The 15,191-nt window shown below is 67.1% G+C and carries 18 protein-coding genes; 6 read left to right on the top strand and 12 right to left on the bottom strand.

Annotated features, from left to right (window positions below; all coding sequences use genetic code 11):
* Together ACIQ51_RS12695 and ACIQ51_RS12690 are read left to right on the top strand one after the other, a co-directional pair.
* Positions 1-130, top strand: a 130-nt coding sequence (locus ACIQ51_RS12695; protein ID WP_396205424.1) for an acyl-CoA dehydrogenase C-terminal domain-containing protein, incomplete at its 5' end; no start/stop codon positions are given.
* 294 nt (positions 131-424) lie between these two features.
* Entirely contained in the window at positions 425-1,027 is a 603-nt protein-coding gene (locus ACIQ51_RS12690) for a PEP-CTERM sorting domain-containing protein (RefSeq protein ID WP_396205421.1), read from the top strand.
* A gap of 90 nt (positions 1,028-1,117) precedes the next feature.
* Here ACIQ51_RS12690 and ACIQ51_RS12685 read toward each other — a convergent pair whose 3' ends face one another.
* Positions 1,118-2,974: a heavy metal translocating P-type ATPase gene (locus tag ACIQ51_RS12685; protein WP_396205420.1), complete on the bottom strand. Its 1,857-nt coding sequence runs from the start codon at positions 2,972-2,974 to the stop codon at positions 1,118-1,120.
* 156 nt (positions 2,975-3,130) lie between these two features.
* On the opposite strand from ACIQ51_RS12685, the gene ACIQ51_RS12680 reads away from it, so the two are divergent.
* The gene (locus ACIQ51_RS12680) at positions 3,131-4,756 is read left to right on the top strand and encodes a PAS domain-containing sensor histidine kinase (RefSeq protein ID WP_396205418.1); all 1,626 of its coding nucleotides are present in this window, start codon (positions 3,131-3,133) and stop codon (positions 4,754-4,756) included.
* A gap of 57 nt (positions 4,757-4,813) precedes the next feature.
* On the opposite strand, the gene ACIQ51_RS12675 is transcribed toward ACIQ51_RS12680, so the two are convergent.
* The 5 genes from ACIQ51_RS12675 to ACIQ51_RS12655 form a co-directional block, all read right to left on the bottom strand.
* Positions 4,814-5,734 (bottom strand): LysR family transcriptional regulator, encoded by a 921-nt coding sequence (locus ACIQ51_RS12675; protein ID WP_396205417.1) that lies wholly within the window; start codon positions 5,732-5,734, stop codon positions 4,814-4,816.
* A 60-nt stretch (positions 5,735-5,794) separates the two neighbouring features.
* Complete coding sequence (locus tag ACIQ51_RS12670; protein WP_396205416.1) at positions 5,795-6,121, bottom strand: P-II family nitrogen regulator; 327 nt, start codon at positions 6,119-6,121, stop codon at positions 5,795-5,797.
* Positions 6,122-6,140: 19 nt separating this feature from the next.
* A complete protein-coding gene (locus ACIQ51_RS12665; RefSeq protein WP_396205415.1) occupies positions 6,141-7,133 on the bottom strand; it encodes a sodium-dependent bicarbonate transport family permease in 993 nt (330 codons plus the stop codon).
* Positions 7,134-7,272: 139 nt separating this feature from the next.
* Positions 7,273-7,569, bottom strand: coding sequence for a hypothetical protein (locus tag ACIQ51_RS12660; protein WP_396205414.1), 297 nt, complete (start codon positions 7,567-7,569; stop codon positions 7,273-7,275).
* Between the two features lie 117 nt (positions 7,570-7,686).
* The gene (locus ACIQ51_RS12655) at positions 7,687-9,024 is read right to left on the bottom strand and encodes a DNA polymerase thumb domain-containing protein (RefSeq protein WP_396205413.1); all 1,338 of its coding nucleotides are present in this window, start codon (positions 9,022-9,024) and stop codon (positions 7,687-7,689) included.
* A gap of 43 nt (positions 9,025-9,067) precedes the next feature.
* Between ACIQ51_RS12655 and ybaK the strand changes: the two genes are divergently transcribed.
* Complete coding sequence (gene ybaK / locus ACIQ51_RS12650) at positions 9,068-9,541, top strand: Cys-tRNA(Pro) deacylase (protein ID WP_396205412.1); 474 nt, start codon at positions 9,068-9,070, stop codon at positions 9,539-9,541.
* Here ybaK and ACIQ51_RS12645 read toward each other — a convergent pair.
* On the bottom strand, positions 9,538-10,668 hold the full coding sequence (locus tag ACIQ51_RS12645) for an alanine racemase (protein ID WP_396205422.1): 1,131 nt from the start codon (positions 10,666-10,668) through the stop codon (positions 9,538-9,540). The two genes, ybaK and ACIQ51_RS12645, sit on opposite strands and share 4 nt — an antisense overlap.
* 30 nt (positions 10,669-10,698) lie before the next feature.
* On the opposite strand from ACIQ51_RS12645, the gene ACIQ51_RS12640 reads away from it, so the two are divergent.
* The gene (locus tag ACIQ51_RS12640; RefSeq protein WP_396205411.1) at positions 10,699-11,130 is read left to right on the top strand and encodes a RidA family protein; all 432 of its coding nucleotides are present in this window, start codon (positions 10,699-10,701) and stop codon (positions 11,128-11,130) included.
* Between the two features lie 186 nt (positions 11,131-11,316).
* On the top strand, positions 11,317-11,661 hold the full coding sequence (locus ACIQ51_RS12635; RefSeq protein WP_396205410.1) for a hypothetical protein: 345 nt from the start codon (positions 11,317-11,319) through the stop codon (positions 11,659-11,661).
* Between the two features lie 20 nt (positions 11,662-11,681).
* Here ACIQ51_RS12635 and ACIQ51_RS12630 read toward each other — a convergent pair whose 3' ends face one another.
* The 5 genes from ACIQ51_RS12630 to ACIQ51_RS12610 form a co-directional block, all read right to left on the bottom strand.
* Complete coding sequence (locus ACIQ51_RS12630) at positions 11,682-12,353, bottom strand: response regulator transcription factor (protein WP_396205409.1); 672 nt, start codon at positions 12,351-12,353, stop codon at positions 11,682-11,684.
* A gap of 164 nt (positions 12,354-12,517) precedes the next feature.
* On the bottom strand, positions 12,518-12,961 hold the full coding sequence (locus ACIQ51_RS12625) for an RNA-binding S4 domain-containing protein (protein ID WP_396205408.1): 444 nt from the start codon (positions 12,959-12,961) through the stop codon (positions 12,518-12,520).
* Positions 12,958-13,419, bottom strand: a complete 462-nt coding sequence (locus ACIQ51_RS12620) for a hypothetical protein (protein ID WP_396205407.1) — start codon at positions 13,417-13,419, stop codon at positions 12,958-12,960. The genes ACIQ51_RS12625 and ACIQ51_RS12620 overlap by 4 nt, the downstream gene beginning before the upstream one ends.
* 75 nt (positions 13,420-13,494) lie before the next feature.
* Positions 13,495-14,967 (bottom strand): CHAD domain-containing protein, encoded by a 1,473-nt coding sequence (locus ACIQ51_RS12615; RefSeq protein ID WP_396205406.1) that lies wholly within the window; start codon positions 14,965-14,967, stop codon positions 13,495-13,497.
* Positions 14,960-15,191, bottom strand: a 232-nt coding sequence (locus ACIQ51_RS12610) for a CPXCG motif-containing cysteine-rich protein (RefSeq protein WP_396205405.1), incomplete at its 5' end; no start/stop codon positions are given. The genes ACIQ51_RS12615 and ACIQ51_RS12610, both read right to left, overlap by 8 nt.

The raw sequence follows: 15,191 nt of genomic DNA, 5'->3' as shown, positions 1-15,191 counted from the left end.
ATTCCACGAAGCCAAGCTCAAGACGGCGCGCTTCTACACTGGGCGCATCCTGCCGGAGACGACGACGCTACTGGCAGCTATTCAGGCGGGCAGCGGAGCCATCATGGCCTTCACCGACGACGAATTCTGATCTGTTCGCGTCGCGCCACTAATGGTGGATGAGTTTGCCCTCCCCTTGTGGAGGGCATCGCACATGGTGTTGGCGTCCTGCCACAGGGCAGCGATCCTGTAGGCGATGGATCGGTCATGATCCTCGCCGGGCATTCACTGGGCGTCTGCATCACGTTGATTCGTAAGGGTTGCAGGTGCTGAGCAAGGACATGCGGTGCGGTTCTACGGTGGCACTCGGTGGCACGGGTATTGAAACGTCAGCGGTCGAGAACGACCCACGTCCGACCACCTCACCACCGAGTGGAACCCCACAATGAAGAAGACCATTCTCTCCCTCGCACTGGCCCTCTCGGCACCGCTCGCCGTGGCGCCGGCGCAGCTCCCCACCGGGGTATTCAGCGATGACGACACCTACGATTGCGCGCTCGATGACTTGAACTACACCGCCATCGCCTGTAGTGGCTTCTGGGTAGGCAACTACAACAACAGGAGTCCGGGGGATCCGCTCAGCGATAAGCAGACCGACGGGTTGGGAGCACTCGAGGGCTACGGGCCGTTTGCGAATCTGGCCAAGAAAGATCAGAAAGGCACGCCGATCATGTTCAGCGACCTGTTCGGCACGACGGTCGTCGGCTTTCATTGGGGGAATTTTCGCGAGTCGATGTCTCCCGCTGGGAACGTGACGGCCTTCTATGTGTTCGACTTTGCCACCTCGGGGAGCGGTGAGTACACCTTCGAGTACCGAGACGGTGGTTTTGGCGGTGTCTCGAATGCCATTGTATACCGGACCGGGGAGTGCGAGTCCGAGTGCGGGCCGCCAGACAACGTGGTGCCGGAGCCCTCCACCTATGCGCTCATGAGCGCGGGGCTCGCGGCCCTTGGCTTCGTGGCGCGTCGTCGTAAGCAGCGCGTCTGATCGCGCGCGCTGGGGCGATTCCCCTCAGTACGAAAGAAGGCCCCGCTGCGATGTACAGCGGGGCCTTTTCGCTTCATCCGGTACAGAGGGCTATGCCCTGGCCGCTCGGAGTGCGTTGAGAATCACCGCAATGTCGATCGCCTCCTGAATGAGCGCGCCGGCCACCGGGGTGAGCTGGCCGGCCGAGGCGAACGCCATCCCCACCAGCGAAAGGCCAAGCCCCACGCCAATCGATTGCTTGGCGATCGACAGCGCCCGCCGCCCGATACGCACCGCTTCGGGGATGCGCGAGGGATCGTCGATCAACAGCACCACGTCGGCCGCTTCCGCCACGACCCCACCACCATGTCCGGCGAGCGCCACGCCCACCGTGGCCGTCGACAGGCTCGGTGCATCGTTCGTCCCATCGCCCACCATCAGCACGCGGCGTCCCATCTGCTCGAGGGCGGCCACGCGCGCGACCTTCGCTGCGGCCGAAAGGTCGCCGGCAAACTGCGTGATCCCCACGGCGGCCGCGATCACCTGTACGTTGGCCTGCTTGTCGCCGGAGAAGAGATACGCATCCACGATCCCGAGCGCCCGCAGTTCGCCGAACATCGGTGCCAACTCGGGGCGCAGCTGGTCCGCGAATTCGATGCGTGCCAGCGCGCCGCCGCCGGTGGCGATGTAGGCGCGCAGTCCAGAGGCCTGCTCCTCCATGGCGGCGAGCCGGCTGGTGAGCGAATCAGCCGCGTGGGGAAGCATGCGTGGCAGCTGCTCGCGCACGAAATCGGGAGAACCTACGGCCACCAGCTCCCCGTCCACGACGCCGCGCACACCACGCCCCGGCGTTTCGTGCAGGTCGGTCGCCACGCGTAGCGCGACGCCGCGTGATTCTGCTTCCGCGACGATGACGCGGGCCAGCAGGTGGCCAGAGCCCTGCTCGACCGCCGCGCCACGCGCGAGCACCGTCAGCGGGTCATCACCGTCGGTTACTACGACCTGCGCGATCTTGGGACGTCCCACGGTCAGCGTACCGGTCTTGTCGAAGACCGCGGTGTTCACACGGGCCAGCCCCTCGAGGGCGCCACCGCTGCGCACGATGATGCCGCGCTTGGCCGCGCGGTTGATGCCGCCAATGATGGCAACCGGGGCCGCCAGAATGAGGGGGCACGGCGTCGCCACCACCAACACGGCAAGGACGCGCGTCCAGTCGTGCGACACCAGCCACGCGCTGAGGCAGGCCACGAGCGTGAGCGGGGTGAACCACACGGCCCACCGATCGGCGGTGCGCTGGAGCGGGCTTTTGGAGGCCTGCGCCGATCGCACCAGGTCCACGATGCGCGCGTACTGGCTGTCCTGCGACCGACGATCGGCGCGCATCGTGAGCGCCCCCTCCTGATTCACGCTTCCCGACAGCAGCGACGTACCGGTCGCTGCGCGCACTGGGATGGGCTCTCCGCTGAGTCGTGAGGTGTCCACATGTGACGTGCCACTCACCACCACCCCGTCCGCGGGGATGAGTTCGCCGGGACGCACGAGGAGCAGGTCACCCGGTACGATCTGCTCGGCCGGTATGTCCTGTATACGCTCGTCGCGTACGCGGTGGGCAGTGCGGGGGGCATCAGCCTCGAGCGCGGCGACGGCGTTGGAGGCGCGCGCCACCGCATACGCGTCGAGCGCCTCTCCTCCGGTTTGCATCAGCACCACCACCAGGCCGGCGAGCGGCTGTCCGAGCAGCACCGCGCCCACAATGGCGAGCATGGCCACCACATCGGCTGCGAACTTCCCCTGGAGAATTCCCCGGAATGTACGACCGGCGACCGGCAATCCGGTGACAAGCAGGCCCAACAGCAAGATGCGGTCGGTCCATACACCGCTGCGATCGACAATTCCCATCACCCCACCCACGACCAAAAAGGCTAGCGTGATCAGCGGCAGCGTAGATATTGAAGACAGTAGACGCATGTATTTCGGCGTAACGTGTAGGGAATGACTCGGGCGATACTGTCCGCCGAATGACGGCGTGCGCGATCGCGTCAGCGATAACGGTTGCGCCCCGGCCACGCCGCCGCAATGGTGGAACCGCCGTCTTCACAATGCACTTCATTACCTTGCAGGGGTATGGCCGATACGCATTCCCACGCCGCACTAGCGGCCATCGTTGATATCGCGGCGGATGCCATCATCGCGCTCGATGACAGCTTCCATATCGTCCGGTTCAATCGCGGAGCCGAGCAGATCTTCCATTGGACCGAAGGGGAAATGCTCGGGCAGCCGCTCGATCGCCTGCTGCCCATGGGTGCGCGTGCCGTGCATCGCGGGCACATGCGCACGTTTGCGGAGGGATCGGTTGACGCGCGTACGATGGCGTATCGCCGCCCGATCTCGGGGCTACGCAAGAATGGCGAGCTGTTTCCGGCTGAGGCGTCGATCGCGCGCGTCACGATGGAGGGTGAGCGCACGTTCATGGTCACGTTGCGTGACGTGAGTGAGCGAGTGAAAGGTGAAGAGCGTCAGAAACTGCTGTCTACCGCAGGGTGGGTGCTTGCGGCCACGCTCGATGTCGAGTCCACGATGGCGACGATCGCGGAGTTGCCGGTGCCGCTGCTCGGCGAGTGGAGCCTGCTGGAGCTGCTTACGCCCGAGGGGGGCATCAGACGCGCGGCCGCCACGCACATGGATCCACAGCGCCACGATACGACGGCGTCTCTGGTCGTACGTTACCCCGAGGTGCTCGAATTCGAACCGTCGATGGCGAGTGGAGCGCGCGTGGCCCGCGAGGCGGAGGCCCAGCGCATTACCGACATTGGCGCGTGGCTCGACGCCAACTTCCATGACGCGAATGCGCGCGCGATCGCGGCCTCGCTTGGCGCGAGCGCCGTTCTGCTCGTGCCGCTGCGTGCGGGTGGACGCGCGATCGGCGCATTGCATCTCGTGCGGACCCGCGCCGGGGCAACCCACTCGGTCGAAGAGGTGCAGGTCGCGGATCAGTTTGCGGGCCTCGCGGCGCTCGCGTTGGAGAACGCCCGTCTCTACCAGCAGGCGCGCAGCGCGGTCCGCGAACGCGACGAGATGCTGGCGATCGTCTCGCACGACCTGCGTAATCCCGTCAACGCGGTCGTGATGCTCACGGGTGCCGTACTGCGTCGCGCCGAAGACACCGAGGGGTCAGACGACGAGGTCCCGTTGATGGCGCGCGAAGACGTCGAGGCCGTGCGTGCGGCTGCTCGCCAGGCGGACGGGTTGATTCAGGATCTACAGGATGTCTCACGCATCTCAGCGGGCCGTCTGCGGGTGGAGCGTCGTCGTATGGACGTGCCGGCGATGCTCAAGGAAACCGCCGATATGTTCGAGCCGGTCATGGTGGATGCCGCCCTGCGCTTCATACGGCGCCTCGATGACGACCTTCCGGTGCTGCTCGGCGATCAACACCGCCTGCAGCAGGTCCTGTCGAATCTGCTGGGCAATGCGGTGCGCTTCACGCCGCACGGTGGTGAGGTCGTCCTGGCTGTCCGACACTCGGAGGCCGCGGTGCGCTTTAGCGTGAAGGACACCGGGCCCGGGGTGGCGCCCGACGATGTGCCGCGACTGTTCGAGCGCTATTGGCAGGCTCCCCGCCTGCTGCGCGCCGGCTCAGGGCTCGGGCTGTATATCGCCAAGGGCATCGTGGACGCCCATGGGGGCGAGATCGGCGTGGAATCGGAGCCGGGCAAGGGAGCAGAGTTCTGGTTCACCGTTCCCGTGTGACGGGAAGACGGAGGCCCGCCGCGTTGTCCACGGGCCTCTCCCTTTGCCGAACCTCGCTCAGCCGAACAGGCGCGTTCTCGCTGCTTCCGTGAGCGCGAGCACGGCCGGGTGGGCCAGCTTGCGCTCTGCGGAGATCGCATAGAACCGCTCGCGCACATCGGGTAGGCGCCCCACCACGCGCACGTGGTATTGCCGACGGATCTGCGTTTCCACCACGCTGGGCGCCGCGAAGAGCCCCATGCCCTCCTGGCCGAATACCTGCAACAACGCCACGTCTTCGGCTTCGCACACCACCGACGGACGGACGTCGTTCGCCACGCACCAGGCGTCGAGGGACCGACGCATCGCGGTGTTCGCGGTGGGAAGAATGAACGGCGCGCCGTCGAGCGACTCGGGAAACTTGCGGCGGTATTTGGCGGCCAGGGCTTCGGTGCCGAAGACCGATACGCCACATTCACCCAGCAGGTGATTGAAGAGCGTGATGGGCAGCGACGGGGACGCCGGCGTGTCGGCCAGCACCACGTCGAGTGCATGCACGGCGAGATCGGCGACCAGGCGCTCCGTCTTGTCGATGCGGCACGTGAGGTGCAGCCCCGGGATGGCGTCGAGTGCGGGGCTCAGAAGCCGCCACGTGGTGAGCTTGGGGAGCGAATCGGAGATGCCGACCACGAGCCGCGAGGGAATACCCCGGTCCCCACGCGACAGCGCCTCGGTGAGTTCGCGCCCCGTGCGGAAGATTTCGTCCGCGTAGCGGTAGACCATGTGCCCCGCGTCGGTCAGCACGAGGTTGCGTCCGCGCTTTTCGAAGAGCGCGGTGTCCATCGCACGTTCGAGCAGCTTGAGCTGGGTACTGATGGTCGGCTGCGTGAGATGCAGCACCGTGGTGGCGCGGGCGATGCTCCCTTCGCGTGCCACCACCCAGAAGTACAGGAGATGCTGGTAGTTGAGCGAGTTGAGCGACAGGGATCGGGTGGTCATTGCGGTATGGGCGACATGCGCCCCGAGTGGATGGCCCGATCACGGAGGTGCCGCCACATGTCAATGGCCTCCAGAGGAGGTGATGGAGCGGTACTTGTCGCCACGGACGACGGCAACGTCGGACAGATAGGCAATGACCTCATAGTCGGCGAAGTAGGTCTCCGCGATGTGCGCCACGATGCGGTCGCCCACCTCGGGCGGCACGATCGTTTCGATGCGGACGTTGATGCCGGGGATCTCGGCCGCGTGCATGGCGCGCGAGCCCTCCCCGCGCCCCTCCACCACGGTGAAGCCGGTGGCACCGAGGCGGCGGAGCTCTTGCGTGATGCGCGGCGCCAACACCGGCTCCGCAATGATCGTGACGAGCTTGAACGGATGCGTCAGCATGTGGGTTCGGTGGCGACCATCAGGGAGCGATGGATTGCGCGAGGTTGAAGTAAATCGGAATTCCGGCGAGGATGTTGAACGGGAAGGTGATGGCCAGCGCCGCCGTGAGCGAGTACGTGGGGTTGGCCTCGGGGAGCGTGAGGCGAACCGCCGGTGGCGCGGCGATGTAGCTGGCGCTCGCCGCCATCGTGCCCAGCACGGCCGCCCCGCCAGCGGACAGGCCGGCCCAGGTGCCAAGCAGCACCCCCAGGGCGCCGTGGGCCAGCGGCATCAGCATGCCGAAGGCGAGCAGAAATGGGCCGACTTTCCTGAGGTCGCCAAGCCGACCACCAGCCACGATTCCCATTTCGAGCAAGAAGATCATCAGTGCACCCTTGAAGCCGCTGTCGAAGAAGGGCGCCACGGAGTGCCATCCCTCCTCACCCATGAAGTAGCCCACGATCAGCCCACCCACGAGCAAGACCATGGTGCGACCGGTGAGTACTTCGTGCAGGACGGCCTTCACGCTGCCGTGCTGCGCCGGTCCGCTCCCCTTGGCTACGGGCTGCTTATTGCGTTGGAGGGCCCCGAGGGCCAGCGCGATATGGATACCGGGGCTCTCGAGGAGGGTGAGCAGCGTGGGCATGAAGCCCTCGGCGGGCGCTCCCACGCGCTGCATGAACTGCTGGGCGGCGATAAAGGTGACGGCACTGACGGAGCCGTAGTGGGCGGCCATGCCCGCCGCGTCGGCCGTGGAAAAGCGACCCAGATACCGCATGACGCCGTACGTGGTCAGCGGCGTGAGGCAGCCGAGCAACAAGGTCACGCCGGCCGGGGCCACGATCACCTCGAACGAGGCATGGGCGAGTTCCACGCCGCCCTTGAGACCAAGAGCGAAGAGCAGGTAGATAGAGAGCGCGCTGTAAATGTCCTTGGGCAGCGAGAACTCACTTCGCATGAGGCGCGTCACGATACCGAGCGCGAAGGCGAGCGGGATCGGCGAGAGCAGGTTGGCTTTGACAGTGTCGAGCATGGTCGCAAAGTCATCGACCCATACCATATTTACAAATCGAATGTATTTATACAATGCATAGGCAGAATGAAACAATGCGATCAGGCACAAAAAACGCCGCGATCCGAAGACCGCGGCGTTTCCTCTGCGCGCTCGACGCTTAGTGCTTGTCGGCCGGCTTCGCTTCGCCGTGCTCGGCGCCAGCGGCCGGAGCCGCGTGGTCACCGCTGGCTGCCGCGCCATGGTCGCCGCCCGCGACGGCACCGTGCTCGCCTGCGCCGGCATGCTTCGCCTTGTCGCGCTCGTAGTAGACCTGCTGCGCCATCGGGTCGCGCGGGTGACGGTACGTGTTGTTGTGGATCGTGTACGCGCCAAAGCCCAGTGCCGCCGTGAAGACGCACGTGATCAGGGCCGCACCCCAGCCCAACTTGTTCGGATCGTACTGCTGAGCACTCATGACGACACCCTAAGCAGGTAAAAAATCGGTGGCAGACGGGAAGCCCTGTAGGCGGCGCGGCGGATGCCGCGCGCTGCTACGGGAAGCTGCGACGGGAGGAACCTAGCGGAACCGGGATCATTCTTCCACCCTCGGCCCCGTATCGTGTGCGGGATCCACCAGCCGGGCCGGCAGAATGGCCCCTGAACCATAACGATCCCGAATGCGATCCAGTGCCCGGGTGAGGGCCCGGTCCCTAGGGGTCTCGTTCGGGTCCGACCCGGGGGGACCCGCCTTGTGTGTGGCCTCCAACGGTGCGGCCTCCTGTCCGGCGAACAGGCCAAGCTGGGCGGCGAGGATGGCCCCCCCGATGGGAGCGCCGCCCGACGCGCTCTCGGGCTCGTCGTCGAAGTGCGACAGGGCGATCCCGAGAAGCCGGACCGGTACCCGTCGCTTCCCCCGCAGCTGGCGGAGCAGGGGCCCCGCCGCCTTGGCCACCGACGACTCCGACTCGATGAACCCGGACAGGGTGCGCTGGGCCGATCGGGTCTTGAAGTCCGTATCCTTGATCTTCACCGTCACCGTGCGCGCCCGGAGTGCCTGCCGGCGCAGGTCGGCGCTCACGCGCACCGCCAAGCGCAGCAACTCCCGCTCGATCACCGCATCGTCGTCGAGGTCCTGGGCGAAGGTGTCTTCCCGGCTCACCTGTTTTTGCCGGGCGCGAGGGGTGACCAGGCTGTCGTCGATGCCGCGCACGCGTTGCGCCAGCCACTCGCCCGTCCGCTCCCCGAGGCGGCTGGCCAACCCCGCCTCGGTCCAGCGTTGCGCATCGGCCACCCGAAGGAGCCCCATGCGCTCCAGCTTCTCGGCCAGCTTGGGCCCCACCATCGGCAGATCCGCCAGCCGAAAATGCGACAGGAAGTCGGCTTCCTCGCCCGGCGGCACGCAGTGCACGCCATCGGCCCCCGTGCCGGGTTTGGGCTTGGCCACCTCGACCGCCATCTTGGCGACCAGCCGCGAGGTCCCGCCGCCGATCGACACGTGGAGGCCCGTTGCCTCGAACACCGCCCGCCGAATGCGATGGGCCGTCTCCTGCAGCGGCTCGTGCCCATAGAGCGCCTCGGTTCCTCCAAGGTCGCAATACCACTCGTCGATGCTGGAGCATTGCACGACGGGCGCGAAGCGGGCCAGCACCGCCTGAATGTCCTTGCTGCGTGCGCTGCACGCGCCGCGCGGCACGGGTACGCACATCGCGTCGGGGCAGAGCGTGAGCGCCCGGGCAATGGGCATCGCCGACCGGACCCCGAACGCCCGGCACTCGTACGACGCACTGCATACCACGCCGCGCGATCCCGGGCGGCCGCCCACGATCAGCAAGGGCGCCTGGCCCGCGCCCTCGGGATCGACCTGCCGGGCCACGGCCACGAAGAACGCGTCGGCATCGACGAGCAGGACCCGGCGCGGTGGCGGAGACATGCGAGTACGATACACCATCGGCATCCGACTTTCCGAACCGCCCATGACCCCAGCCATCCTGCTCGCTCGCCAGGCGGGTATTCCACACGACGTCCTCAGCTATGCGCACGATCCCAAGGCCGAGTCGTACGGGCTTGAGGCGGCGGAGGCGCTACACCTCGACCCCGACACGGTGTTCAAAACGCTCGTGGTGGAGGTCGAGGGGGTGGGACTCGCCTGCGCCGTGGTACCGGTCAGTGCGATGCTCGATCTCAAGGCCATGGCCGATGCCGTCCATGGGCGCCGGGCGAAGATGGCGGACGTGAGCGCCGCCGAGCGCGCCACGGGCTACATCGTGGGGGGGATCAGCCCGCTCGCGCAGAAGAAGCCACTGCCGCTCGTGCTCGACGACACCGCCATTCTCTACGAACGCATTCACGTGAGCGCCGGCCGACGTGGCGTCGAGATGGCCCTCGCCGCAGACGACCTGCTGCGGCTCACGAGCGGCCTGCTGGCCCCGATTGCCCGCACGGCCTAAACCGCGCGCGGGCCCTGTGGCACGGTGTCCAGCTCCCGGTTCGACGCCCGGCCACGGGCCGCCACCGGCCAGCGCGTTTCCACCGCGTGGCCACGCACGCCGATGATCTCGTCGAAGAGGTGCACCACGATGCACACGTGATTGGGCACGATGCGCACCTGATCACCGAGACGCGGCCGCCACGCGCTGCGGGAGAGATCGAGAATGCCGTGCTCTTCCGACATGCGCGACACGATCACCTCGGGATGGTCGAGCAGGGCGCCGTAGCCGTCGCCCTCCGCGCGCAAGGGTTCGCGCCCCAGGGCCTTCGTGCCGGCGTCCACTACCGCCTGGCCCTTCACGCTTACGCTCACGACGGTGGCAAGCACCGTGAGGGCACAGTCCTCCCAGTCGCAGGCGCCGATCTGCGCGGTGGTCCGGTCATTGTACACGTAGGTGCCAGGGCGCACTTCGTTGACCCCAGCTACCTCGTGCATGCGCCATGCGGCCGGTGTCGAGCCACCGCTCACGATCGCTGGGGGGAGCCCGGCATCACGTAACGCGTCGACGTACTGGGCGATGTCGCGGCCGAGCTGCGCCAGCGCGGCATCCTGCTCGCTCACCTTCGCGCGGATGTGCCCGGGGTAGAACTGCAGCCCCGCGAAGCGCAGCGACGACGCGCGATCGATCTGTCGCGCGATGGCCACCGCCTTCTCTGGCGACGTGACGCCCACCCGATGCATCCCCAGATCGGCCTCGACCATCACGTCGATGGTGCGATGCCCCAGCCTCGCCGCCACCGAAAGTGCATCGAGGGCATGAGCGTCATCGGCGGCCACCGCCACCCGCACCCCGGCGGGAAGCATCGCCAGCCGCTCGAGACGCGCCGCCCCCACCGGCGGATAGGCCACGAGAATGTCGGTGCACACTTCCGACATCACTTCGGCCTCCCGCAGCGTGGCGCAGGTAAGGCCCACGGCGCCCAGCCGCAGCTGCTCCGCGGCGATACGCGGTGACTTGTGCGTCTTCACGTGCGGACGAAGTCGCAGGCCGTGCAGGGTGGCATATGCCGCCATGCGGTCCAAATTGTGGGCAAGCCGGTCAAGGTCCACGACCGGAACCGGTGTCTCGAGCTGTTCGAGATACATCGCCACTGCCCTACCTCCACCAACCACGTGATGTCGCACCAGGAACCCACTGACGACCGAATCGCGCGTCACTGGACGCCCGTCGTCCTTCCAGACCTTCCGCCGCCTGCGGGAGCCTACTCTCCCGGCGTGCGCACCGCAAATAATTCGCAGCTCCTTTTCGTTTCTGGGCAAACGCCGCGCGACCCGTCGACCGGACAGATCGTGGGCGCGAGCTTCGAAGAGCAGACCCGCATCACGCTAGCGAATCTGGAACGCATCCTCCGCTCGGGAGGAGCGTCCCTGCACGACGTGGTGAGTGTGACCGTCTACCTTGCCGACGAGAACGACTGGGGTGCGTTCGATGCGATCTATCGCACCGTGTTTCAGCCGCCGTATCCCACGCGTGCGGTGGTGGGGGCGCAGCTGCGTGGCATCCTGGTGGAGATCTCCGCGATCGCGGCCCTCGCGGCCGAGCGCTGAACCACAACGCCTCCTCCTTCGCTCACTTCGCGTGTCTTCGATCTTTTCTGACCAGCCACCGCGCTGGGCCCTGGGTGTGGGTGGGCGTCGGGCCGGTGCGGGCGCCGCGCTCGTGCCGGGCCTGCCGGCGAATTGTTGCGCCCGTAGAGCCGCCAGCGCGCACATCTGCGTGCGTACGGGGCGATCGTGATCGTCCTCTTCGCACACGACCGTGCGTTTCGGACCGCAGTCGATCGCGCCTTACGCGCCGGTGGGGCGCAGGTGCGCGGGGCAAGTCGGCAGGCCGAGCTGGCAAAGGCGCTGGCCGGCGCGACGCCGTGCGTGCTCGTGGTGGGGCCATCACCCGAAGACCGTTCGGTCGCCCAGGCGGTCCTCCAGGCGGTCCGTAAGGTGGTCCTGCCGGCGGTGGGTGCCGGCTGGCCGGCCAGTCCCGTGCCCGCCATCACGCTGGTCGAGACGACGCCCGAGGACACGGTCGATGCCATCGTGCGCCGGGCATTGCCGATGGCCGACGGCCCGTTGGGCCGGTGATTGCGGGCGCTGGGGCGCCCTCAGCCTACGTCGAGCGCGTAGCCTTCGCCGCGTACCGTGCGGATGTCGACGGTGCTTCCTGTTTCACGGAGGCGCTTGCGGAGCTGGGCCACGTGCACGTCGACCACATTGGAGCCCGGGTCGAACCGCAGGTGCCACACGTGCTCCAGCAGCAGCGGGCGGGTGACGGTTTCCCCCGCACGCATGGCCAGGAACTCGAGCAGGGCATACTGCCGCGCGGTGAGCGTCACCAGCTTGCCATGGCAGTGCACCTCGTGGTGCACGCGATGCAGCGTGAGATCGCCCACGTGCACCTTCTCCATAGAGCGCGCGCCGCCGCGGCGGATGGCCGCACGCACCCGCGCGGCCAGCACCTCGTTGGCAAACGGCTTCTGGAGATAATCGTCAGCGCCGGCATCGAGGGCCCGCACCACGTCGGCCGTGCTGCCGTAGGCCGTCGCGATGACGATGGGCGTCGTCAAGCCTTCGCGCCGCAGGTCCTGCAGGACGGCGAGCCCATTGCGATCGGGCAGCTCAAGATCCAGCACGATGGCGTCGTACGGGCGCCCCAAGGCGAGCTTGTGGCCGTCTTCCGCGACAGGCGCCACATCGACGGCATAGCCGTCATTCATAAGCACCTGCCGCATCAGATCGGCCACCAGCCGATCATCTTCGATGACGAGGATGCGCATGAAAGAAGCGGGTGAGGAAAGAAGCCGCGCCGGAACATTCGGGTTGGGCAAGAACAGTGCCCGGCACCGTCCGCCCGGTGCGCCAATGCCATTGTAATGCGAAAGAGAAAGCTGTGGCCTACTCTGAACAGACTTTCATGAAGTGCAACAAACAGGCCGCTTTGTCACGACGCGTCGCCTTTCAGGCGACGCAGGGCCCGCCGGTCCCGCTTGCCAGGCTTGCCGTCACCGTACGAGAACGCGGTCGGCATGTGCCGCAGTTGCTCGGTCACAAGGTCACGCTTGCGGCGCCCTTCCGTCGTTTCCTCGTACAGCTGCCGAGCGATCTCGGCCGACCCCCGACGCTCGGCGACGTCGCGGACGACGACCACCCACTCCAGCGGGCCTTGCCGAAGGCTGATCGTGTCATCGGCCTGCACGAGACGCGCGCGTTTCGCCCGATCACCATTTACATCCACCTTGCCGCCGTCGATCGCCTCTGCGGCCAGCGCACGAGTCTTGTAGAACCGCGCGGCCCAGAGCCACTTGTCCAGTCGAACCTTCCCCGGCGGACTCGGCGTTTCCTCATCGACCTCGGCAGGTGCATTGCCGCGGCCGCGCGCCATCATGGTTCGTCCTCACCGAACAGCGCATCATCGTCGTCGATCTCGTCGCCCAATTCCTCGTCGAGCGCCGCCGCATCGTCCAGAGCATTGCTCGGCGGCCCGCCCCCCTCCGGCGACCGGTGTTGGGTCGAGGCCTCAGCCTGCTGCACTTCGCGGATACGCGTGGCGGCGCCGGCGTAGACGGCGCGTACGGGCGCCTGACCGGCATGCTGCTGTGCGCGCTGCTCGAGCAATGGGATCAACGCAACGAGCGCGGCAAGTTCAGCCGACGGGTCCTCGTTCGGCGCGATGGCTTCGAGGATGTGTGCCACATCGTCGCATGCGCTGGCCATGCGCTGTGACATGGCGGCGTCGGGACCGGGGAGCTTATTGCCCTGGCGGAGGGCGGACACGCGATCCCGCAGCGACGTGGCGTCGCCGCGGAAGCGGTGCATGAGATAGTCACGGGCGGTTTCCGGCATGCCGGAAATCTAGCCGACCGCAAGCCGTACGCTCTGCGGTCCATCGCGACCGGGCACCGTCGGGGGCCGGTCGACTCAGGGCTCCGGGCGCGCCATGACCGCGTTGAAATACGCCGGATCGCCGGTCACATCACACTCCACATAGGGGGCAAGCCATGGCGGGATCGTGACCTGGTCGCTCACCGCGCCGAGTTCGACCTCGGCCAGCACCAGATCGCGGTCGAGGAATACGTCGATCTCCCAGATGTGCGACCCGTGTGGTACCGCATGACGATCCTTGCGGATGCGCGCATCGCGCGTGAGTGGCCACATGGCGTCGAACAGTGCGGTGGGGGTGGCTTCCTCCACTTCGATACGCGCCTCGGCCGGGCCAAGCTTCACCGTACGCCAGCAACTCACGCTACCGTCCGGCGCATACCGACGGCGCAGCCGCTCCCGCAGCGCTTGACCCGGAATCCACCCCTGCTCGATGCGGACCGGCGGAACGGCGCGCGCGACCGGCGGGCAGCCCCGCAGCAGATACTTGCGCTCGATCTCCATGGGGAGGCCATTCAATGAGACCGGGCTTCCTTCCGCGCGGAGCGCCTGTGCCGCGGCCTCGAGCGTGCGTAGCACGTCATCGAGTCGGTCACACCAGTCGTGCCGAAACGCCATATAGTGTCCGAGCACGATATCGCGGAGGGCGGCCTCGAGGGCCGGCAGCTTGGCCTTTCGTGCGCGGCGCGCCAGCAGGTCGGTATCGCGGATGGCGCCCAGCAGGTCTTGGCCGCGGCTTGCCAGTTCGAACCACGCACCAATGGCCGGTCGCGTGCGGGCGAACGGTGCGAGCACGGCGCGCTGGCGCTTGAGGCGAATCCGCACCGCGTGCATGGCCTCCTGCGCTTGGACATCGCCGATGCGTTCAATATCGCGACGAAGCCGGGTGCCTGCGCGGTCTAGTCGCGTGGCGAGGTGGTGGGCGAAGGGAAGGGGAGTGGTCTCCACCCCCACCTGCCGCAGCATGCGATACCGGCCGAGCCGCGCGGCCAACCGATCGGCGACGCTATCGAAGTACTGCACGAACGCCGCTTCCACGTGGGTGGTATCGGCGTCGCTCTCGGCTACGAGCTGATCGAGTAGCCGCCGGGCCTCGTGGCGTGCATCGGCAGGCAGCGACTCCTGCTCGGCTTCGAGCCAGCCGCGTTGCACGTCGGCGTCTCGCGCGGCATTGGTCGCCTGGCCGAGGTTGCGCAGCGCCCGCGAGACCTTCCGGTCGAACGTGCCGTCGAGCACGCGGTTGTTCTCCCGCGCTGTGGCACGAAGCCGTCGAAGTGCCACACGCGCCTTGTGCAGTCGTTCGGTGGCGTTGCTTCGAGCGGCGCCATCCAGCGCCGGCAGCTCCGTTGCGGCGTGATCGGCCTTCTGTTGTTGCCAGGCAGCGCGTGTCGCCGCGAGCTGATGGAGCCAGTGCAACGCCATGAGGCGCGCGCCTTCCTGTGCAGGACGGCGCAGCGCCTCCGTGAGCCATTGCTTGACGTCGTTGGCGGATAGGATCCGCGGATCAGTCATCGTGTTCGTCGTGGTCGTCGCTGGCGTCGACGAACACGTGGGCCGTGCCATCTTCGTCGTAGCTCACCGAGACGACCCACGGCCGACAACACACCTGACAATCCTCGATGTACTGCTGGTGCGTTCCCGACCCCGGATCGAGCGTGATCTCCACCGTCTCACCACAGTACGGGCAGGAGACGACACCCGAGAGGTCGGCCACGCCGTCACCCGTCGCGAATTCG

This window comes from Gemmatimonas sp., from assembly GCF_044344655.1.
Classification (GTDB): Bacteria; Gemmatimonadota; Gemmatimonadetes; order Gemmatimonadales; family Gemmatimonadaceae; genus Gemmatimonas.
The sequence above is the reverse complement of the archived record's forward strand: the minus strand, read 5'-3'. Positions and strand labels throughout refer to the sequence as shown.